This is a genomic window from Candidatus Poribacteria bacterium (genome assembly GCA_021295715.1).
In the GTDB taxonomy this organism is placed as follows: Bacteria; Poribacteria; WGA-4E; order WGA-4E; family WGA-3G; genus WGA-3G.
In genome coordinates, this window is record JAGWBV010000066.1 from 1 (window position 1) to 20,527 (window position 20,527).

The 20,527-nt window shown below is 48.9% G+C and carries 22 protein-coding genes and 2 pseudogenes; 5 read left to right on the forward strand and 19 right to left on the reverse strand.

Translation table 11 applies throughout. The annotated features are described in order from the left end of the window. Together J4G07_16150 and J4G07_16155 are read left to right on the forward strand one after the other, a co-directional pair. Positions 1–449 (forward strand): annotated as a pseudogene (locus tag J4G07_16150) (WD40 repeat domain-containing protein). Between the two features lie 155 nt (positions 450–604). Further along, positions 605–1,291, forward strand: a complete 687-nt coding sequence (locus J4G07_16155; protein MCE2415522.1) for a WD40 repeat domain-containing protein — start codon at positions 605–607, stop codon at positions 1,289–1,291. 52 nt (positions 1,292–1,343) lie between these two features. Here J4G07_16155 and J4G07_16160 read toward each other — a convergent pair whose 3' ends face one another. The 9 genes from J4G07_16160 to J4G07_16200 all read right to left on the reverse strand — a co-directional run bounded on the left by J4G07_16160 (position 1,344) and on the right by J4G07_16200 (position 10,681). Further along, complete coding sequence (locus tag J4G07_16160) at positions 1,344–2,525, reverse strand: hypothetical protein (protein ID MCE2415523.1); 1,182 nt, start codon at positions 2,523–2,525, stop codon at positions 1,344–1,346. A 4-nt stretch (positions 2,526–2,529) separates the two neighbouring features. Further along, the gene (locus tag J4G07_16165) at positions 2,530–3,723 is read right to left on the reverse strand and encodes a hypothetical protein (GenBank protein MCE2415524.1); all 1,194 of its coding nucleotides are present in this window, start codon (positions 3,721–3,723) and stop codon (positions 2,530–2,532) included. A 140-nt stretch (positions 3,724–3,863) separates the two neighbouring features. Further along, a complete protein-coding gene (locus J4G07_16170; protein MCE2415525.1) occupies positions 3,864–4,925 on the reverse strand; it encodes a hypothetical protein in 1,062 nt (353 codons plus the stop codon). A 178-nt stretch (positions 4,926–5,103) separates the two neighbouring features. Then, positions 5,104–5,598: a hypothetical protein gene (locus J4G07_16175; GenBank protein ID MCE2415526.1), complete on the reverse strand. Its 495-nt coding sequence runs from the start codon at positions 5,596–5,598 to the stop codon at positions 5,104–5,106. After that, positions 5,588–6,472: a phytanoyl-CoA dioxygenase family protein gene (locus J4G07_16180; GenBank protein MCE2415527.1), complete on the reverse strand. Its 885-nt coding sequence runs from the start codon at positions 6,470–6,472 to the stop codon at positions 5,588–5,590. The genes J4G07_16175 and J4G07_16180 overlap by 11 nt, the downstream gene beginning before the upstream one ends. An 8-nt stretch (positions 6,473–6,480) precedes the next feature. Further along, positions 6,481–6,900, reverse strand: coding sequence for a VOC family protein (locus tag J4G07_16185; protein ID MCE2415528.1), 420 nt, complete (start codon positions 6,898–6,900; stop codon positions 6,481–6,483). A gap of 36 nt (positions 6,901–6,936) precedes the next feature. Further along, the gene (locus J4G07_16190) at positions 6,937–8,784 is read right to left on the reverse strand and encodes an MBL fold metallo-hydrolase (GenBank protein MCE2415529.1); all 1,848 of its coding nucleotides are present in this window, start codon (positions 8,782–8,784) and stop codon (positions 6,937–6,939) included. A gap of 79 nt (positions 8,785–8,863) precedes the next feature. Further along, complete coding sequence (locus J4G07_16195) at positions 8,864–10,252, reverse strand: sulfatase (GenBank protein MCE2415530.1); 1,389 nt, start codon at positions 10,250–10,252, stop codon at positions 8,864–8,866. A gap of 117 nt (positions 10,253–10,369) precedes the next feature. Further along, positions 10,370–10,681 (reverse strand): Dabb family protein, encoded by a 312-nt coding sequence (locus J4G07_16200; protein ID MCE2415531.1) that lies wholly within the window; start codon positions 10,679–10,681, stop codon positions 10,370–10,372. Positions 10,682–10,818: 137 nt separating this feature from the next. Between J4G07_16200 and J4G07_16205 the strand changes: the two genes are divergently transcribed. Continuing rightward, positions 10,819–11,406 (forward strand): hypothetical protein, encoded by a 588-nt coding sequence (locus J4G07_16205; protein ID MCE2415532.1) that lies wholly within the window; start codon positions 10,819–10,821, stop codon positions 11,404–11,406. Positions 11,407–11,492: 86 nt separating this feature from the next. On the opposite strand, the gene J4G07_16210 is transcribed toward J4G07_16205, so the two are convergent. Genes J4G07_16210 through J4G07_16230 form a run of 5 tightly spaced genes read right to left on the reverse strand, consistent with a single transcriptional unit; the run spans position 11,493 to position 14,789 of the window. Beyond that, positions 11,493–11,744, reverse strand: a complete 252-nt coding sequence (locus J4G07_16210) for a hypothetical protein (GenBank protein ID MCE2415533.1) — start codon at positions 11,742–11,744, stop codon at positions 11,493–11,495. Between the two features lie 2 nt (positions 11,745–11,746). Continuing rightward, complete coding sequence (locus J4G07_16215) at positions 11,747–12,871, reverse strand: DUF362 domain-containing protein (GenBank protein MCE2415534.1); 1,125 nt, start codon at positions 12,869–12,871, stop codon at positions 11,747–11,749. Next, positions 12,871–13,170, reverse strand: a complete 300-nt coding sequence (locus J4G07_16220; protein ID MCE2415535.1) for a peroxiredoxin family protein — start codon at positions 13,168–13,170, stop codon at positions 12,871–12,873. Before J4G07_16220 ends, J4G07_16215 begins: the two co-directional genes overlap by 1 nt. A gap of 27 nt (positions 13,171–13,197) precedes the next feature. Then, entirely contained in the window at positions 13,198–13,974 is a 777-nt protein-coding gene (locus J4G07_16225; GenBank protein ID MCE2415536.1) for a carboxypeptidase regulatory-like domain-containing protein, read from the reverse strand. A gap of 17 nt (positions 13,975–13,991) precedes the next feature. Next, the gene (locus tag J4G07_16230) at positions 13,992–14,789 is read right to left on the reverse strand and encodes a LamG domain-containing protein (GenBank protein MCE2415537.1); all 798 of its coding nucleotides are present in this window, start codon (positions 14,787–14,789) and stop codon (positions 13,992–13,994) included. 505 nt (positions 14,790–15,294) lie between these two features. Between J4G07_16230 and J4G07_16235 the strand changes: the two genes are divergently transcribed. Together J4G07_16235 and J4G07_16240 are read left to right on the forward strand one after the other, a co-directional pair. Beyond that, positions 15,295–16,152, forward strand: coding sequence for a hypothetical protein (locus J4G07_16235; GenBank protein MCE2415538.1), 858 nt, complete (start codon positions 15,295–15,297; stop codon positions 16,150–16,152). A gap of 262 nt (positions 16,153–16,414) precedes the next feature. Continuing rightward, the gene (locus J4G07_16240) at positions 16,415–16,606 is read left to right on the forward strand and encodes a hypothetical protein (GenBank protein ID MCE2415539.1); all 192 of its coding nucleotides are present in this window, start codon (positions 16,415–16,417) and stop codon (positions 16,604–16,606) included. Between the two features lie 1,053 nt (positions 16,607–17,659). Here J4G07_16240 and J4G07_16245 read toward each other — a convergent pair. The 5 genes and pseudogenes from J4G07_16245 to J4G07_16265 all read right to left on the reverse strand — a co-directional run. Continuing rightward, a pseudogene (locus J4G07_16245) lies at positions 17,660–17,824 on the reverse strand (E3 binding domain-containing protein). Between the two features lie 19 nt (positions 17,825–17,843). Continuing rightward, entirely contained in the window at positions 17,844–18,275 is a 432-nt protein-coding gene (locus tag J4G07_16250) for a hypothetical protein (GenBank protein ID MCE2415540.1), read from the reverse strand. Positions 18,276–18,526: 251 nt separating this feature from the next. Next, a complete protein-coding gene (locus tag J4G07_16255) occupies positions 18,527–18,823 on the reverse strand; it encodes a hypothetical protein (GenBank protein ID MCE2415541.1) in 297 nt (98 codons plus the stop codon). Positions 18,824–18,922: 99 nt separating this feature from the next. Beyond that, positions 18,923–19,942 carry a Gfo/Idh/MocA family oxidoreductase gene (locus J4G07_16260; GenBank protein ID MCE2415542.1) on the reverse strand — a complete coding sequence of 340 codons (1,020 nt, stop codon included), beginning with the start codon at positions 19,940–19,942 and terminating at the stop codon, positions 18,923–18,925. 177 nt (positions 19,943–20,119) lie between these two features. Beyond that, positions 20,120–20,527 (reverse strand): gamma carbonic anhydrase family protein (locus tag J4G07_16265; GenBank protein ID MCE2415543.1); only part of this gene is annotated, 408 nt, incomplete at its 5' end.

The window sequence follows — 20,527 nt, forward strand, 5'->3', positions numbered from 1 at the left end:
CACAAGCGTAACCTTCAGCCCAGACGGTTCTGTGGTGGCAACCGGATGTAATGACAGCACCGTGCGCACGTGGGATGCAGATAGTGGTGCTCCGCTTTTGACGTTAGATAAACATAGAGATACTGTTTTTTGCGTCGCGTTCAGTCCAGATGGTAAGATACTGGCGAGCGGCAGTTTAGACAAGACCGTGCGTTTTTGGGATGCAGCGTCGGGCGAACTTATCCGGACACTAAAAGAACCTCGGGGTTCTGTTAATAGTGTCGCGTTTAGTCCGGATGGCAAGACGCTGGCGAGTGACGGTGGTGATGGCACCGTGATGTTGTGGGAGGTAAGCACCGGATATCGGAAGTGTCGCAGTGGCGTTTAGTCCGGATGGAAAAACACTGGCGAGTGGAAGTTGGGATGGCACTGTGTTGTTGTGGGACCTTGCAGTTGATACTATGGATTAGGCTGCACATCTCATAGGTAGAAAGGCTTTGTGAACCCGATTGACTATCACTGATGGCTGAGAACTGAAAGCCGATAGCCAATAATCATACCTCTTTATCACCAATGCATGTTGTGATTAAATCAAAAACAATCCCTCCGAAAAAGGAACTTTCTCATGCAAAAAACATTAGTATTGATTTTAGCGATTGGATTAACAATATCTGTTATCCCTCAAAATAGCATAGCACAAGACCCACAGGATTTGCATTTGTGGGGTTTACCTGAAGGCGCGAAAGCGCGGTTTGGTAGAAGCAAAATAACAGGAGATATCGCGAGTTCCAGTGACGGAAAACGTTTGGCGGTGCCGTGTAGCATCGGTATTTGGATATATGACACAGAGACCGACAAACCACTCAACCTACTAACAAGGTATACCAGTGGAGTTTCGAGTGAGCGGCGTGTTCAAGATAGAAAGTTTCTTTGGATACTGACAGAGCATATAGATGGCGTTTTGAGCGTAGCGTTCAGTCCGGACGATACCTTGTTGGCAAGTACAAACTACGATAAAACCGTCCGTGTATGGGATGTCCGCACCGGCACTGAATTTTGGGCGATGCAAGCACATAAGGATAAACCCACAGACGTAGCGTTTAGTCCGGATGGAAGGCTGCTGGCGAGTGCAAGTAATGACAAAACCATCTGTTTGTGGGAGGTAAGCACTGGCAAACATCTACGCACACTAAAAGGGCATCGGAATGGCGTTACGAGCGTCGCGTTCAGTCCAGATGGCAAAACGCTGGCGAGTAGCAGTTGGGATGGTACCGTGTTGTTATGGGACCTCGCGGTTGATACTATGGATTAGGCGGCGCCCCATACATTAGGAGTGGGCGGGTTCAGGGACCCGCCCTTACATTTCACCGCCGCGCATGCTGGGATTCCACAGGTGCGCGGTATTCAACATTGAGATGCGGCGTTTCTAAACGGATATGCCCTTGAAGTCGCGAAGTCAAACAACTCTCCAATGTTCCGCTCACCAACAAGGTTCGTTCTGCTGGATACGGCGCGACACCCGTTTCAAAAAGTTCCTCGATTTTGGCAATCAGACACGCAGAATAGGTGACGTTTGGGGTCGGCGTTAAGAAGAACTGCGTCGATACTGGCACCGGTTCGTCCTTCAACTGCGCCGCGAAGCAGTAATCCCGCACCGCACCATTGAGCATCAGAAGGGTCGCTTTCAAGCCATCGTTATATTCAATGAAATAGGCTGATGGATTCTCGACGAGGCGATAAATTTCACCATTACGGATCATATCCTGCGTTCTACCGTCTTCATCCGTTAAACCGCACGGCGTATCACTTCTCGAAAGTGCCGCTTCTAACAATTCCATAGACCAGCGTCCATCCTTGCCTGCCTCCCAGACAGCATCGCCGTCAATGAGTTGTACAGCAGCGACCCCGGTTTCGCCACCCTTTCGGCGTTCTATCATGCACTGCATCGCCTCCAAGGCATGATAATCCATCGGATCCGAGCCTCCAACGCCTACCATGAGTGCCTCTTCTATTTCACATTCTAACGGGAGTTCGACATCTGGCAATCGCCATGTGACGGGTAGAGACGAACCTGCGAGCACTCCAAAGCCGAGACGATGTCCATCATCCACCATCTCCTTTGCCTTCTCGAAACTATAGGAGAGGTGTTTGTCGTTATAGATAGGCACGGCACGTCCATCTGCCTCAAAGACCTTGACACACTCTTTGAAGAATTCATACCGCGGATACAGGACCTGATTCATCTCATTGTGCGGATAATCGCCGTGCTCCCCGATGAGTAGCACCGCGTCAACAGCAATCTCATCACCGCCACACCGCAGTGCCTCGGCAATGGTAGGATAGACAGAGAAACCGAACTCCCTCGCACGGTCCAAACTCTGGTCACCTTCCGGCTTCTGATCGACGAACAGTGAGACGACTTTCATATCCGGACGATGCCATCTCCCCTCAGTCGGATAACCTACAAGAAATCGATCGGCAAAATGTTGCGCGTGCGATAGGTAACGGTAGATAGTAGCGATAACGGCAATCCTTTTTGTTCCCATAACCTCATGTCCTCCAGAAAGTTGATTCTTCAGTGGATTGATATGCAATGTCTAAATGAGGAGTCTCCTGCTGTGTGCCGTCAGCGAAGAGACTGTCAACACCTGCGGCAACAAGTCCGGTGGTCAACAAGGTGCGTTCAACGGGATAGGTTGCCTCGCCCGTCAAGAACATTTGCTCAATATTGTTAACCAACGGTGAGAAGAAGTTCGCCAATGTCGTCCGTGCAGGTGGCATCGGGAGATACATCTGTGTTGAAAGGATTTCGTCGTCTGAACCGATGTAAGCGGCAAAGTTGAAATCTTGGACCAACCCGTTCATCAGAATCATTGTAGATTTCAAGCCATCATTGTGTTCATATTGATAGGCGATTGGGTCTTTCACGATCTCTTTCAACTCGTCCAACGTCGGAAACGGATTGTTGAACCCCGGACGTGATGGTGTGAGCGTATGACTCCGACAGAGAGCTGTTTCAAAGAGTTCCCGCGACCAGCGTTCGGTGTAATGTGCCTCCCAGAACGCGTCGCCGCGATATGCCTGTAACCATTTGATCCCACTCTCACCGCCTTCGCGTCGCTCTACCATACACTGTAATGTCTCTAAGGCGTGGAAGTCATAACTATCCACGCCACCGTAGCCGACACAGACCGCCTCCGAGACCGGTACACCAAGCGGCATATCAATAGAAGGCGTGCGCCATGTAACTGGTAGGGACGAGCCTGCCATAAACGCGAAGTCCATAGACTGGGAAATGTCGTACATCTCGCGCGCCCATTCCCAGTTCCATGAGAGATGTTTGTCGTTAAAGGTTGGCACGCCGCGCCCGCTCTTTTCATAGACCTCAGCGATCTGCATGAAATGTTCATAGCGCGGATAGAGACGTTGCCCCTTTTCGTTGGTGGGATACTCGCCGTGTTCACCGATAATCAAGACACCGTCGACTGCGAGTTCCTCACCACCGAGGGTGAGTGCCTCCGCAATCGTAGGATATCCCTTCATTGAGGGAAAACGTTCCAGACGTTCGCGACTGAGGTCGTTGTCCTTGACCTGTTCAACGAAAAGGGAAACGAGATCCATCGGTGGGTGATGATGTCGGCTGTTCCACCCATAGCCTTCTAAGAACCGATCGACGATATGCTGCGTGTGCGAGTACTTGTGATAAATCGTCGCAATCGCGGCGATTTTAGGACGTTTTTCCATTTTTTAATTATTCCTTGCGGTTAGACAACGTGAGATTGGACTTTGACGCACCTTTCTTAAATCCGCTCTCCATTTCATTACGAGCTAATGCAAATAGCGAATTCAGTCTTTCTGTAGGAGAGGTATCCAAATTCGGTATATTACTTTTTATCTCCCAGTTTCTTGAGTTCTCCCCAGCATCTCGGAAGTTTGCCTTTTGGGTTTACCGCCAGAAAGCCGGTGTCATACGCCTCAACGATCGGTGAAAATATTCCGTTGTCTAACCAACCCCCTAAAAGATAGATGGTGCCATTCACCACAACTGCCGTTGTTGCTTTTGGGATTGTTATGGGTGGTGCTTTGTGCCATTTGTTGACAGTTGGATTATAAACATCTACAGCATCAATGCGTCTAAACCAATTGTTCCGATCATAACCGCCTATTGTCCAAATCTCATTACCGACGACAACGGTTTCAAACCAACATTTCGGCATGGGTATATTAGGACGTTTACGCCACGTGTTAATTTTCGGATTATATTCTTCAATACTGTTAACAACACGATCACCAAGGGGTCCCGCGAACGAAACTTCACCACCGAGCACATAAACTTTACCGTCTACAACTTCAGCCTTCGCCCATCCCCGTTCTGTCGGCATATTCGCTCGCTTCTCCCATCTATCGGTCAAAGGATCGTAAACCTCAACAAGACCTGTAAACTCCCGTTTGCCGAGGTTTTTGTTGTGGATGCTCCCGCCAATGATGTATATCTCTCCGTCAACAACCGCGGTGACGAAACCCTTACGGCGCGTTGGCATATCCCGTTTCTTGACCCACGTATCGGTGCGTGTGTCATACATCTCAACGATTTTTGTGTATTCGCCGTGCATCTCTTCTCGCCCTCCAAACACATAGATGTCGGTGGAGAAAACGGCAGCTTTAGCAGAAATCCGCGCTGTCGGTACACTTGCAACTTTCCGCCATGTGTTCGTCCGTGTGTCATAGACATCTACCGTTGAAAGTGCAGGGGCACCACCCCCTAAATTTTCATGGTGATCGAAACCGCCGGTCAGGTAAATTTTACCATTCACAGCCGCGGCTGCCATGCCCCTTCTCCATGTTGGCAGTTCGGATATCTGCTCCCAACCTCCAGCAAAACTGTTAGAGACACCAACGAGGAAAAGGATGATAACCCATTGCAAATACCTACATTTCGCGAACATAGTTTTCTCCTTATACGTTTAGAACGTGCATTCGATATCAGACATCCGGAAAGAGAACCTTTTTTCCCGTTAAAGACACAATTTTAGAGTGGAAAAGGTGCATAAAATTGGCACGTTAGCTGTGTATAAAGAAATCGTTCCTGAAAATCCATCAATTTGATGAGCCACAAAAATCCATCTACGGCGAGGGTATCGTAGAATCGACATTTAGCGGTTTCTCTATTAGCACGACCGGTGCCTGACAACAATCACAATTCCCCGGGGCAACCGCTCGGATGTAGCACGTGTCGCAGTAATAGTAGAGTTCATGGACGACACCATCTTTGATAGCATAAAATCGGATGACTTCCAGCAGTTGCGTTTTGGGAAAGACGCGACTGTTGATAATCAGATCTTTCTCATGTAGTCGCTCGTCCAGAAAGAGTGCCTCCGCCAGCGATGTCCGTAGAAGCGTATAGTATTTGCCATCCTCGGTCTTGACACCGTATAGATGATCGTGAGTTTTAAAGAGTTCTACGGCATAGTGCGTGTGCATCTCCTCCGCTAAGCAAACAATTTTGCCTCGGAGTTCGACCTCTTGCGGTTTCTGTTCTTCAGTCGAAGGTGTAGCTCCACTGATGAATAGAATTAGCACGATGAAAAATAGGGAAAACCATTGTAAGTTACGCATCATTCATCTCCTTCTTTGCCCATCGATTTGGACCAGGACCGGGTTGATGTTCATTACGAACGCGTTTAAATTCCTCAGGCGTGGCAACAACATCTTTAGGGTGCAACCGACTCCGAGCGAGAAAGCCTGCCTCGGGTTGATAGCCGGTCGGTTTTGACGCGTCTTGATAGCGGGAATCAACACTCCACCTGACTTGATTGCTGACGTTCGGGATAGAGCGGTGCGGGGTCAAATTGGTAAGTAGAAGAATGCTGCCAAACTTGACAGGAACCACAACCGGATCGACTTCGGGTAATGCATCATCCGGTATTTCAAGATAAAAACGTTCAGAATGCCGATGTCGGAACACACCATCCCGATGGGCATGGGGGATGACTTCCAAACATCCGTTCTCAACGGTAGCATCTATCAGTGGAATCCAGATCGTGAGTTGCAAGACAGAATCACATTTAGGCTCCATATAGCCAGCGTCCTGATGCCATGGAACGAGAGTTCGGTCGTGCTCGGGAAGCTTCGGACGCACCCGATAGGCGGGGTGACACATAATCTCCGGTCCAACGAGCGACTCGGCAATGTCAAGCAGCTTCGGATTAATCAGCAGGTCGAAGAGTGCCGGTCCCGTATGTGCCCCACTGAACACCTTCTGGAACACGATTGGGGACTGCGCCGTAATTTTTGCCAAACGGGTGTCAAATCCCTCCGCTTTGAATTCGGAGTCAATTTCGCCTTCCGCGTAGAGTTCTGATGCGCCAGCGTCTACAATTTCCTCAAACTCCGCGATAAGTGGGTTCAGGTCGTCCGGTGCAAGCGCATTCTCAATTAACAAATAGCCGTTTTCATTAAAATCGTGGATTTGCGAATTAGTCAATACTTTCATAACGCCTCTCATATCTGGACGAGTTCAACCAGAATGCCATCTGGATCTTTCGCGCACGCCACGCCCACTGCGTCTGGTGCGCTTATAGGGTCAGACAGAAATTCAACACCGTTCTGTTTTAAGGCTTCGACGGTTCCCTGAATATCGTCTACAAAAAAGGTAAGCCAGCGAACACCTGCTGCGAATTCGTCCGCTGGTGTCGGCGGTGGCGATTCAATATCCATGAGTTTGATAAGTGTGTTACCGGCTTTAAGTCGGACCTGGCGAAAGCCTGTCGGTGCAAGTCCTACACCGCGGGCAAGGTCATCTGGAATCTCCAACTCCAGCACGATCTCAAGTCCCAACTTGTTGTGATAAAAATCCAGGGAGGCGGCAAAGTCGCTACAGGTAATAGCGATGTCAATAGTGGGATGCGATAAGTTTAGCACGAGTTTCTAACCTCCTCGGTGGTCACACGATCACGATCATCGTGATGGCGTGTCACTGCCTGTCAGAACGAAGATTGCTTCTCGAAATTGACCGAGTGGACGCTCATCATAGGTAATGTCTACAGGAACAACAATTCTCTTTCCTGAAGTGTCGCGGTGCCTCGGAATTGGAACAGAAAAATCGATGTGACCGTCTGATCTCGCTGAAATCGTTGTTTCTGCAGGGGAAATTCCTATATCCCAAGCACTTGGAAGGATCGGCTGGACAATTGCTGTGCGTGGTTCAGATGAATGATTCGTTATCTCCACGCGTAACTGTGCCGTTTCACCAAGCACGACCTCCTGTTCATAAGGATAACAGCGGACCCAATGTTCGTCGATGCCGTAGTTCGCATGGTCCCAAGGAAAGAGTTCAGTATAGCATTTTTCCCGTTCCGCGAGTGTGTCCAACATACACTGCATCTCGGCATCAGTAAACTCAAAGGCTGGATTGACATGGCAGTTAAAGATGTGCGTCGGTTTAAGTTCCTGAATAAGCCGCAGACATTTTTCATAACCAACATCTTTGCCGAGCAAATTCCGATTCCCAGAACAATAGTCATCGATTCCTGCCATCGTGAAGGAGTCCCCTGAGAAGAACATCCGGATGCCGCGTCCCTCAACGAGCAGTCCACCATGGTAATAGGTTTGTCCCGGAAAATGGTATGCCGTCATTGTGAACTCATTCCATTGCCAAGAATCTCCATCACGGGTAATGCGATCGACTCGGGTAACCGAAGGCGAAATACAGGGAAGCCTGAAACCGATTGGGTTCGTAATAACTCGTGCGACAACCGAATCCGTTATCGTTTCACAAGGGAAAGTTGTCTGAAATTCGGGGATGGCATCAACATGGTCATCGTGGTAGTGTGTCACCCAAAACTGGGTAACCTCCGAAATTTCGCCGTCTGCTTGTAATTGTTGGATCTGTTTGATAACATTCGGTGAACCGCAATCCATCACGAACGCTTCATTGTTTTCGGAGATTATCATCCACGTTGTGCCGAAATGGCGTAAGAATTCGGGTGGTGGCTTGCCCTCTCGGATAGGCATGTGCCCAGCGTGTCCCTCAAATTCAGCAAAGAGTATCGGAAAGTAGTGCCGGAGGGCGGAGATTGCGACGTATTTATCGTAACAGTGTGCTAACTGCTGTAGGAGTGAATCGATTGCCCCATCTGGGTTTTTCATAACAACACCATGCGTAGGAACGAGTGCCGTTGGTGATGTCTGGCGGATTTTCTCAAGACTCTCAGTGAGTTCGTCGCGTGCACCGAGAAAACCATGATAGTCGCTTGTCTGCTGTCCTTTTTGTAAACTGTAGAGTTCCCACAATTGACCCTCATCATAAATGAGATCGCCAGAGAAAGCGAATCGTTCTCCATCAACATCAATAAGATAGGTGACACTTCCATCGGTATGTCCTGGCGTTTCAAGAACCGTCAGCGATGCCGGTCCCCATCCAAACTGCATACCTTCCATATATTCATCGACCACCGAGATAGAGTTGGCCAGCATGAGATTGTGGGGATGGTAATTGTAGAGGTGCCACCGATATTGTGGATCGTCCCAAAAAGTTTCGACCTCGCTAAACCACGATGCCCCTTTCGCTGGAACCCCGACGCGAACATTATCAGGTATTGGAAATCCCGCTGTGCTATCGCGGTGATAATGTGTGAACAGAATCTGCTCGATGTCAATGATCCCGAGTTCCGCGAGTGTGGCTTGGAGGGCAGTTCCACTCGGCTCAATAAGAAGTGCACGGTCACCATCACGGAGGATACCTGTATTGACATGCCCATGATGAACGTAAAGGTGATGGCTGAGTTGAGAAAAGCGGGTCTGCATTGGGCATCCTCATTCACTGTAGGCGCGCTTTGCAAGCGCGCCTCGTGAAATTGAGCGAAATTGAGGGTATCCTTAAAAACTACGCCTCCGCGAACTGTGGTCTACCGAGGGCATCCGTTCTGCCTTGGCGTTTGTAGTGCGGGAGATGCCCACCTGCGTCTGCCAAGATCCGTTCTTGTGCGCGGGCAATCCGATCGGCACCCTGATCAGCGATATTGTGCTGGCAGGCGACATCCGCTTCAAGATCAAACAGCCGTATATCATCCTTAAAATCGACACTGGAGAAATACCAACTTCTTGCATCTTTATACCAAACGGAGTTGACATAGCGGCAGGTGAGGTATTCACGCGACGTCCAATCGTTTTTTCCTTCAACGAGCGGTAGCAAGCTCTGTCCTTGAATCTCGCCAGCGGGTTCGACCTGGCTGGCTGCCATAACGGTAGCAGGAACATCAAGGGTATAGACGAATTCATCGCACGTTGTGCCAGCATTCGCGCCAGACGGGTGGCTCACCATCATCGGAATGTCCATCGTGCCCGGGTACATAAAGTTCGCCGGTTTTCCGGTGGCTTTGTCCGGATTTTCTGCGAAGTTCGTGCCGTGGTCTGCGAGGAAAACAATAAGTGTGTTCTCACGCAATCCGAGCCGATCAATGGTATCTACCAACCTGCCAAACCAGGTATCTACAAGCGTTACCAAGCCCGCGTAGTTGGCTTTAACACTCGGCAACCGTTCTTCAAGTTCCGCATCGTTGAGTGAACCGTAGGGCAGGTTGAGACAGATAGGTTCGCGGTCTTCGCGCTTACCGTAGAGGTCATAATAGTGAATGGGTGCTTCCCATGTTTCGTGCGGCGTGAAGCTATCTACATAGAGATAAAACGGCGTATTCTGATGATTGTGCTCAACGAATTCAATTGCGGAGCGGAATAACCTTGCGGCGTGCCACATCTCCTCTGGGCGTTCAGGCTGGACGTTCACAACATGGGCACGGATACGTTCGGGGTTTCCTCGATAACGGGAAATCAGTGAAGGATCGGCGTGCGCACCACCGCGGTACCTATCTTCGGCTTGACCTCTGACGAACTCCCATTGTCGGAATCCACGTGTGAAATTCATACCCGGCACGAAATAGTGGGGCACATCGGCAAAGAAACCGGTATGATACCCATTTTGGACAAGCGATTCAGCGATCGCGGGTTCATCGGAAGACATGGGTTGCCAACCGGGCGTATAAACGTTGTCCCACGGCACGGGGGTATAGGTGCTGAATGGATAAGCACGTCGACCGGTGTGTAAGGTCCGGCGCGTCGGGATTGTCGGCAAGCATTCGGGATGAGCGTTCGTAAATCTGACACTCTGTTCGGCAAACCGTGCTAAATTCGGGGTCTGAACCCAATCGTTGCCATAAGGACTGAGATATGCGGTTCGCAGTGTATCTGAAACAACGACGACTATGTTCCAACTCATTTTTTAATTTTCCTTGCGGTTCGGTTAGGTGAGGTCTGGTTAATTAGTTCTTTTCCGTATATCCACTTTCTGTAAGGGCTGAGTTACCCAGTCCCCGCGCGTTCCAAGCTACACGCTTTAGCTATTGGTAGGTGCGGAATAATCGAAAACAAGCACATCCTCAACAAGTGGACGGATGTGTTCACTCGCGATTTGACGATGAAAAGGGTGTGGCAGATATGCGTCGCGTGCCGCTTCGTCTGTAAAACGGACGATAAAACCGTATGCATACCCCTGACTTTTGCTCTCAGGACTGTTGTTCGTGCCAGCAGTTATGGATTCAATGCCGGGAATTTCATCAGCCATTCCGAATAATGCATCGGATAAAGTTTCCAGATGCGCTGTGGTAACATCGGATTTTAATTTTAGTAGGACGATGTGTTCAACCATTATGACTTCCTTCTTCCATAGCGAAAATTTGATTTGCCAAATTGGAAAAATTGTTATATAATCTAAGTATTACACAAACGTTATTTTTTTTCAAGCTTCCCACGAAGTTTGAGAACCAACCACAAAGGAGAGTCAAAATGAAATTAGCGTATGTTTTTATCGTTGCCCTACTCATAGCAACTTCGTTGACCGTATTTGCGGACAAAGTGGTGGTAACGGATATAGAGGATAACAAGGGTGGCGCGTATCAAGCCACCGAGTTGGAAGAAGGTGGGAAATTTTTCCACGATAGGGACTATACGATTACGACTATCCCGAAAGATTTTCTTGGACTAACGCAAGTCTCCACGTCAGCAGACTGTCCAGGCGGACAGGACTACCGACTCACGTTTGAAATCGACCGGCCGGCTTATATCTACCAAGCCTGGGATAGCCGACATACACGTCCGGAAGAACGCGGACAGGATCCGAAAGGTTGGTTTACAGACGGATATACGGATACTGAAGAAATCCTCATGTTGGATGCACCACACGCTCCGACCGAGTACCATATCTACAAATCTAACGAACCGCATCCGAAAGGAACAGTGGAATTGCTCGGTATTGATGAGGTCATCGGAGATCCGGTCCTCATGTGGACGATCTTCCTCGAAGAAGGCGTGCTTCCTGTTGACCCCGCTGGGAGTCTAACGACAACATGGGGTAAAATCAAATCGGATCAGTAGCGCTATCATTCAAACCGAACTCAACCAAAAGCGGGCTTACCAGCCCGCTTTCCTTTTGCTACTTCTTCAACACAGACGACAGACTGCTAATAGATAATACACGCCCCACCCGCACAGACACTCCCTGCTTTCTGCGTCACATCACCAGCAATACTGTCAGCCTCACCTGCTTCAAACTCGGCAACAACCGACATCGTTTCCTCTGCCGGTTCCGATAGACTGAGTTGGAGCGTATCGCTCTGCGTGAACGTCACGGTGCATCCTGTCGCCTGAAAAAGGGCAATCGCGATGCAAAAAAGAATCAGAAGGGAGAATAGACTAAGCTGTATGCATTTCATCGTTAAATCTCAACTCTCCGGAGGTCGGCTTGGTCAAGTGTATTCGTGCCTAAACCGAGCACACTCGCCGTGTTGATATGGTTTGCTAACTTAGATACAGAACCCAATTCCAACTCCTCGCGCTTCTGGTTGACCGTCTGAAGGACAAGGACATCAAGAATAACCGGATCTGCCCCGACGAAGAGACTGCCATATTTCCACGCGCTTTCGGCGTGATATGTAGGTCCTCGGTCGAACGATGCAACCAACCCATCAACGATATTGAGGACAAGTTTATCTTTCAGGACCTTATGTTCCAAAATCTCGGCGATAGCCGGATTGCAATAGATCGGTTTTCCATGAAATCGGCGTGTGTTATCCACACTACCAAACGCGAGGTTCTTCAAACACCCACTGATACCCGCCATTTCATGGTGTTTCAAAACAGGAACATTAATCAACACATCAACATGCTGCGTAACGATTCGGGAATACCGGGAACGAGTACTTTCGTTTTCTCGGCGGTTAACACTGTCTTTTCCGCTTTCGTAAAATATCTCATCATCATACCCGATACCTTCTGTGTCAGAGGCAAAAGTCTGCACTTCGCCTTCCTCTTGCTTGATGGGGTACCCAGCATTCAAGAGATGGTTTTCAAACCGGTCCCAGATAATAATTTGTTTTTTGAGGACCCCGGCACCGTATACTCCCTCAACAATCTTATCAACAATTATCGGATGTGTGCTGAGTTCAGGGCCGCCAAGTGGATTGATTTTTATGCCGACGATGTCGTCGGGTAAGACAATATCTCGCCACGCCTCTTTCGCGGAGGCACGTCCAGTGAACTTCATCATCGCCTGATCAATCAGCTCACTAACAGCATCTTCATCGAGTCGATCGCCATCCCAGACGTTTTCACTGACCGCCTCAACGACAGGCGTAAGGGGAGTTGTTGTTGTGGTATCGGGCTGTAATTGCCCACTACTTAACTGTGCGAACGCCGGAAGAGCACTTAGTGCGCCGCCGATTCCGCCAACACCCGTAGCAAGTCGGGTTAAGAATTGTCGTCGGTCAAGCGCATCTCGGTGCTGCGCTTCTTCTTGACTGTCGGCAATAATATCTTCTATAACGGTGTCGTAAGGTTTCATCAGAGTTTACCTAATTCCGTGAGAATCTGTGCTGTCGGAACACGGACGGCTACCCCGTCAATGGATTTCCAAGCGACTGTTCCATCCTTACGCAGAACATAGGATGCAGGACGTGCTATCCTGTCGTTACCAGGATCCAAGACGTTGTAAGCCTTGATTGCCTCTCTGTCCTTATCAGCGAGTACAGGGAATTCAAGTCCACTACCCTGGACTGTCTTTTTGGTATCGCCTTCATTATCGGAGCTGATAGCGACAAGTTCCGCACCTGCTGCCCGAATTTTAGCATAGTTTTTTTGCAACTCTCCGAGTTGCCCTCTGCAGAACGGTCACCAGCCGCCTCGGTAAAATACAAGCACTACGTTCTTGTTGCCGACATAATCAGCGAGAGCGTGCAACGTGCCGTCGGCATCTGGTAATTCAAAGGCAGGAGCTTGACTTCCGGTGCTCAAGCCTCGACCCGGATCCAACTTATCCGGTCCAGGAAGCCGAGTGAGTTGAACTTGTAGTTCCAAGGTCTCCGCTGGAGGTATCGGATGTACGGCGAATTCGGTCTCTTCGTATCCGGTATGTGCGATCGCTAAAGTGAAGGCTTGTTCTACAGGAAGATTTTCAAAGGTGAAAACACCTGTTCGTGTTGTTAACGTCTCGTAAACCTTCCCGGCTTTATCCGTAAGTTGGAGATTGACTTCCCCGAGAGGATCACCTGTTGCTTTATCCGTTAAAACACCGCGCAGATGCGAAACTGGAGTTGCCAATGCTTCAAGTGTCACCTTATCCAGCGAGACAACCTGTCCAGTGGCGACAGTAATATTCACCTCTTTGGTCTCATATCCTTTTGCCGATATTTGGAGCGTGTAATTTCCAGCTTCGATTGATGGGAGTTCATAGGTCGCCTGCGCTTCAGCTTGCACTAAGAGTTGCCCATCCCTTAGTAAACGCACTTGAATCAATACACCATCAATAGGGTGCACCTCTCCACGCAGCGTCCCTGTCAGTGTCTCCACTGGGGAGGTGTCTACCGTTTCCTCAATGGGATTCTCTGTTCCGCAATTCAATCCTGCGAGCAGCAGGAATACCACAGTAAGCGTGTGTATAGGTTTCATGATTTTTTCCTATTTGTTTATCTGTTTTTTATTCTGCCCCACGTCGTTGCCAATTTGTTCACAGGGTCAACTGCGGCGGCGGTTTCAACGCCGTTGTCCATGAGCTCGTTCATATCCTCTTCTTCCAAAGCAACACTGAAGATAGCAACGTCGTCGATGATGCCTGCAGTATACCGGTCATAGTGCCGTCCAATATGAAATACGCCTTCACCCGTGCCGTACCCGTCCTTTTCATTGAAATCAGTCTCGGCTTCCATTTCGCCATCTATCCATATCGAAGCCTTACCCGTACTTGTGTCGGCTCTGCCAACGACAAAGTGCCATTTGTCGTCTCCAATCTCGGTAGTGCCATCTGCTCGGAAACTTGTTGATGCACTGTCGCGTAAGTAGAGGGTCACCTTGTTATCGCCACCTCCGTTCCAGAGTAGATACCACGGGAGCGCCTGTGATGTATCCTCGTAGTTTTTGCCAACAAGCGCGCCGGCGACCTTGGTGCCTTTGAAATGGCAGATGATCGTGAAGGAGACACCCGCCTTAAATCCGACAGTGTCCGAGTGTGGAACTTCAACCCAATTGCTGGCACCATCAAATTCAAGTGCTTTTCCAAATTTCCCATCAACCCATTTCGCACCGTGGATTTCACCGTCGTTTCCATGCTCTGACGAATCCGTAGCAACATTACCCTTTCCCTCGTCAAAGAGCCACATTCCCATAATAGTATCGGGGTCAATCTTCGCAAAACTGGGTAGTGCTGCCAGTAAAAAGACTACCACAAAACTCGCGAGCGATATTCGCACATTTTTAACCAAAAACATTACGGTTCCTCCTTAAAATAGCCATCAGTTCACAACACAAACGAGCAATTTCTATGCCACCCATTTCTCACCTCAAGTGCGAGATTTCGCACGAAATGGGGCAATCCTTGTCTCAGCGTGCACAAAAAGGGGCAACTGCAAGTGGCTGAGATATTAAACACACGCTCTAATCCCTATAGTATAGCATTCATAGTGCGGTTATGTCAAATCAAACGGGTAGGCTTACTTAGCCAGTGTATAGGTTGAGTTGAACGGAACATTAAAAATCACATGCTTTTGTCAAAAACTTCCTAATCCTCAAGATGATTGTGCCTACAGAAACTGGAACGTTAGTTGTTCTACACTGCAATTATCTTCAAAATCCCACTGATTGACAAAGAGACATCGTTTTTGATAGAATAGTCTTTGCTTCGCCACGCAACTAAAACCTTAAGGAGATAAACGGACGAAAAACACGAATTACGCCCTCCATTTCACTATTAAACCCTCGCGATGCTTTCTGTTAATGCTAATCTTGTCGCTGAGCGGATCCGTTAACGCGGCGTTCGAGAATATCGAACTCATGGCGGGACCCGCGGGAATGGGTGGCGCGTACTCGGCGGCGACACAGGATACCAGTGCCCTGATATGGAACCCTGCAGGTTTGGCAGGATTACCTACACCTGAAATCGGCATCAGTTACATGGATCTATATGGCGTGTTGGGTTACAGTTTCGTGGGAGTGGCACATCCAATTCGGAGCGGACAAACTGTTGGCGCAGCAATTTTGAACTCAAGCGATATAGAAGGCATTTCTCAAGAACGGATTGTGCTACTGTCTTCTGCAGTTCGTGTATGGAAGGGGTTTCACATCGGTATTAATGCGAAATACTTCAGCACTTCAGTCAATTTGGAACAGATGCCGTTAGGGCGCGGGATAGGATGGGGCACCGATCTCGGCATCCAGTATGAGCTTATGACAGATATTTTTAGAATTGGCATAGTCCTCCCGAATCTGTTCTCAAATCTGTCTTATCGCCGACTTGAAGAGGCGACCTCCACAAACACCTACAATGAATCGCTACTACGTGAATGGCGCATCGGCGCTGCGGTAAAAGTCAATTTCGGCTCAGAGACACCAGACAGGAAACTGGATGCTTTGTTAGCGGCTTTTGAGATTGCTAACGGCATCCCGCTTATTGGATGTGAGTACCGGAACGATATAAGATACGGTGAATTTGCGCTGCGGTTAGGATGGCGTTTCAACGATGGACTTACCGCCGGATTCGGCTATCAGCGTGGTAATATCGGCTTAGATTACGCCTTCGTGAACGAGAGATACGGTTCGCAGACTTCGCTGTTTTCAGTCCGGCTTTTCTACTGATCTAACCTACAAAATGAGTAAAAAAATATGTTGGCGTATCACATTCTCCGTTTGGATTGGCACGAGAAAACAGAAGATGGTCCAACCAGTCGGCTTTTCAACGATGAAAAATCATATTTGGATTTGATGTTTGAGAAAGCGGGAATTCGGTAGTTTTAACGTTGAAAATCACTATTTTCCCATTGTATAATAGTAATGGCTATTATTCCTCTGGATTTAGGCAAAAAGGAGGTAAAACGATGGAAAAATCAAACTCACGCCTATGCAACAGAAACAGATTTTAAATTCTGTTCTCTCTTTTTTAGGCGAACCGATAAGAGGCACCCCAGTTACGGAACTGCTGAAATTTGCAGGGACAATTTCAAAGGAAGATACGGAAACCATGAAACAGACGATTGAAGAAGGATGCGGAATGGCATCGTTATCGCAAGGACAGCCTACTGAAAAGCATTGATTTCTCGGACGACCTATGATAAAATCTTTTCAAGAGACCCGTACGGACAAGAACAACACCACCGTAATCAAAAAGGAGACAACACCATGAAAAATCCAACGACTATCCAAGAGATTGTACAGCGATTAGAAAACCTTTCGCCCGGACAACAGCAGGAGGTTCTAGATAAGGTACATCCATTAAGGAATTTATTAAATTTGCTGGAACAATTCCATTAAAAGATCTTGAAGAGATGAAGCAAGCGATTAACATGAATTAATTCTTGCTACCCGAGACGCACATTTTGATGAAGTCGAATCTCTACAGACAGAATACTGGTAGCCCCTACACTAACAACAGATACGGGTCTTGAATATAGCCGGAGACTGTTTGTAGGAACTGTGCTGCAGGTGCGCCATCTATCACACGATGGTCAAACGTTAAACTCAGCGTCAGCATGCTACGAACGACAATCTCATCGTCGTGAACAACCGGCTTCTTCAGAATCCGTCCCACCCCCAGAATAGCACTCTCCGGTGGATTGATAATAGGCGTGAAAGCATCAATCCCGAAGTTCCCAAGGTTTGTGATGGTAAAGGTGCCACCTTGAAGTTCACCGGGTGTCAATTGGTTACCGCGTGCCCGCTCTGCGAAACCCCTCACCTGATCGGAGATCTCCGATAATCTCTCCTTATCTGCATTCCGGACGACCGGCACCACGAGACCATCGTCCAGTGCGACTGCCACACCGATGTTAATTTCCGACAATAGATGAATCCCTTCATCCGTGAGTGTTGCGTTGAGGCGCGGATGTTCTCGCAAAGCGTTTGCAACGACTTTAACGAGCAGATCGGTGTAGGTGAGACTCACCTCCCTTGCCTGCAGCTTATCGTTGAGCATCCCACGCAGTTCAACGAAAGCCGTTGCGTCAACCTCTGTGTGAAGTGTAACACTGGCATTTGTTTGAAGGCTCATCGTCATCCGTTCTGCGATAATTTCACGGATGCCGCCCATAGGAATAACTTCTGTCGCCTGTTCGAGAACAGGTGCCTCTACAACAGCGGCTTCAGCGGCGGCTGCGCTTGCTTGTAACACGTCGTCTCGGACGATTCTGCCATCGGGTCCCGAACCGACAAGTGAAACCAGATTGACGCCGTGTTCCTTCGCCAATCGCCGGGCAAGCGGTGATGCCTTAAGCCGTGTCGTTTCTTCGATTGGAGCGGGTCCCCTCAAGTCAATATATCGCTGAACATCGCTCTCAAGGTTTGACCTCGGTCAAGTCAATAGCAAGTTTTTCAGCGAGTTGGCGTGCCGCTGGCGAGGCTTTTGGTGCAACGGTCGGAGTCGGTGATGTTGCCTTCGGCTGTGCGGGTTGTGCTGATGCTTGCGGTTCCGGCGTGGTGTCCACTTCAACCGTCCCGGCATCCACCTCAACGCGTGCCACTTCCTCGCCGGGTGCGCCGATAATCGCTAACAGGGCATTAACAGGGACATTGGCACCCTCCTCAGCAAGCAATTGCGCGATAACCCCATCAGTAGGGGATTCCTGCTCATGGACAACCTTATCGGTTTCAATCTCTAACAAAGGCTGTCCTTGTGTGACGGTATCGCCCTCGTTCACCAGCCATTTCCCGATTTTCCCCTTGGTCATCGTCTGATCCATCTGAAGCATTCTCAATTCAATTGCCATATTTTTAACTTTCCTTGCGGTTTTTTAATTATACCTTGCGGTTCGTTCAGCCGCATTGGGTGAATACCGTTCTTCCGCGTATATCCAGCCCGGCGCGATGCTTGGGCGGACGCGCTTTAGATAACAACCACTGTAATTCCCGTGCGATTCGGTAAAACTGATTTTGCGGGAACGATTCCACTTGTATATCCAATTCGACACGATGCTCGGGTTTACGCGCGAGTTGATAGAGAAGGGACGACTATTTTTCCTCATGAATGTCCTTCGATCAACTCAATCAATAACTCAACATTCGCATCTTTTTCGAGAATAAGTGCGAATTTGTGGTACTCGTCGCCCTTAAAAACCGCCTGAATAAAGGGACTAAACGCAATTAAGAGTTGACTCCCCAAAAAGTTAAGCGGCTTACCGGTCTCTAAAAAGAGAATTGCGGGCGCGGTTAGACCGCGCCGGACAATCCATGTTGCAGCCTTTTCAAGCAAGGCGCGTTGCTCAGATTCAGGAATATCTTCAAGGACACGTGGTATTTCAGGGTTTGGATTGAACATTTTTTAACTATGGTGCTGGTGATAGCGGCACGCGGAGCTAAGGTAAACCTTGCTTCCCGCTCCCCGATGTACAATCTCCTTGAATATGAAAGTTTAATCTTAGAGTTCCAAGTCGCTCAGGTAATCGGCGATCTGCTTGGGTTGTCCATCAAGGGTTGTTTCCATTGCGGCAATGACAAGCACAAAACTTTTGATATTGTCCTCAATCCGCGTATCAGAAGGTTCACCACCATCAAGCCAGTTCAGGAATTCATCAAAGAGATGCTGATGCGCTTGGTACGGAATCGCCGGTGCCTCATAGACTTCGGTCTCTCCCCCAACACGATGGATAGTCATCTGGTTGCCACCTGCGATTTCCACAGCACCCTCCTCAAATTCAGCGCGGTAGTGTTCATGGTTCCAACAGTTGACGATACCCGCCGACGAACTATTGCCTTCATAAGAGGTATGAACACCGTTGTCCATCCGCATCACATAGAAGCCGCTGGAGTAATGTTGGAAACTCGACCATTCCGGATTCCATCCAAATCCGATCAAGGTTTCACAATCGCCACCGGAGAGAAACCGAAGCATGTCAAGATGATGGACGGAACCTTCAAAAAGAAGCCCAAAATCCATATCGTGCCGCCATGCTTTGCCCCATGAAAGGTAACGACGATAATCACAGGCGTATCTCCCGACAATATGCTGAAGTCGTCCCAATCTACCCTCATCGCGGATGCGGATCAATTCCTGTTTATTATCTGCATAACGATAGTTTTGGATAATAGCACACGGCAATCCTGTCTTTTGGGCGGTGTGCACCATTGCTTTTGCTGCGTCCAAGGTGTCCGCAATCGGTTTTTCACAGATAACAGGCATCCCGTTTTCCATCGCAGCAATCGCAGCAGGACTATGAAACTGCGGAGGAACCGCAATACCACAAAAATCAGCCTTGACTTCTGCACACGCCTCGTTAAAGTCTGTAAAGAGTTGTGAGGTGCCAAGCCCTAATGCTTCGCCCTGCGCCGTGAGGACATCTGTACTCACATCCGCTAAACCAACGATTTCGATTCGGTCGCCGAAATTATTCGTAAAATTATTAATCCAGCCACCAGCCATACCACTACCACCAATCATTAAACATGTTCGTTTTGCCATTTTTTAATTTTTTCCTTGCGGTTCGATAAGGGTAATTCTACGAGAACGACCTACCCTGTATACCCAGTCCGGCGCGATGCTTGGGCGGACGCGCACTGTTCAATTCTTAATTTTTCGATAACGATAAAAATAAACGCGTTATGCTTGAGGATACCCCTACGAATCAGATTTCTGCATGAGTTTACCTCGTAAGACATAATCGTCCTTACCGCGGCGGACACGCGCAAGTTCCGCCTCGGTAGCTTCACGGCGCACCTTTGCCGGGACTCCCATTGTCACTGCCCCTGATGGGATTTCCTGTCCTTCTCGGACAAGTGTGCCAGCTGCGACAACGGCATTTTCGCCAATCACCGAACCTGTTAGGAGAATCGCTCCCATACCGATCAGTGCCCCGTCTCCAATCGTGCAACTATGGAGGATCGCACTGTGCCCGATCGTAACATCATCACCAATGAGACACGGAATTTCTTTGTCCATGTGTATCACTGCACCGTCCTGAACGTTGGTGCGACACCCGATTCGGATCGGTTCTAAATCTCCGCGGAGCACGCTGTTAAACCAGAT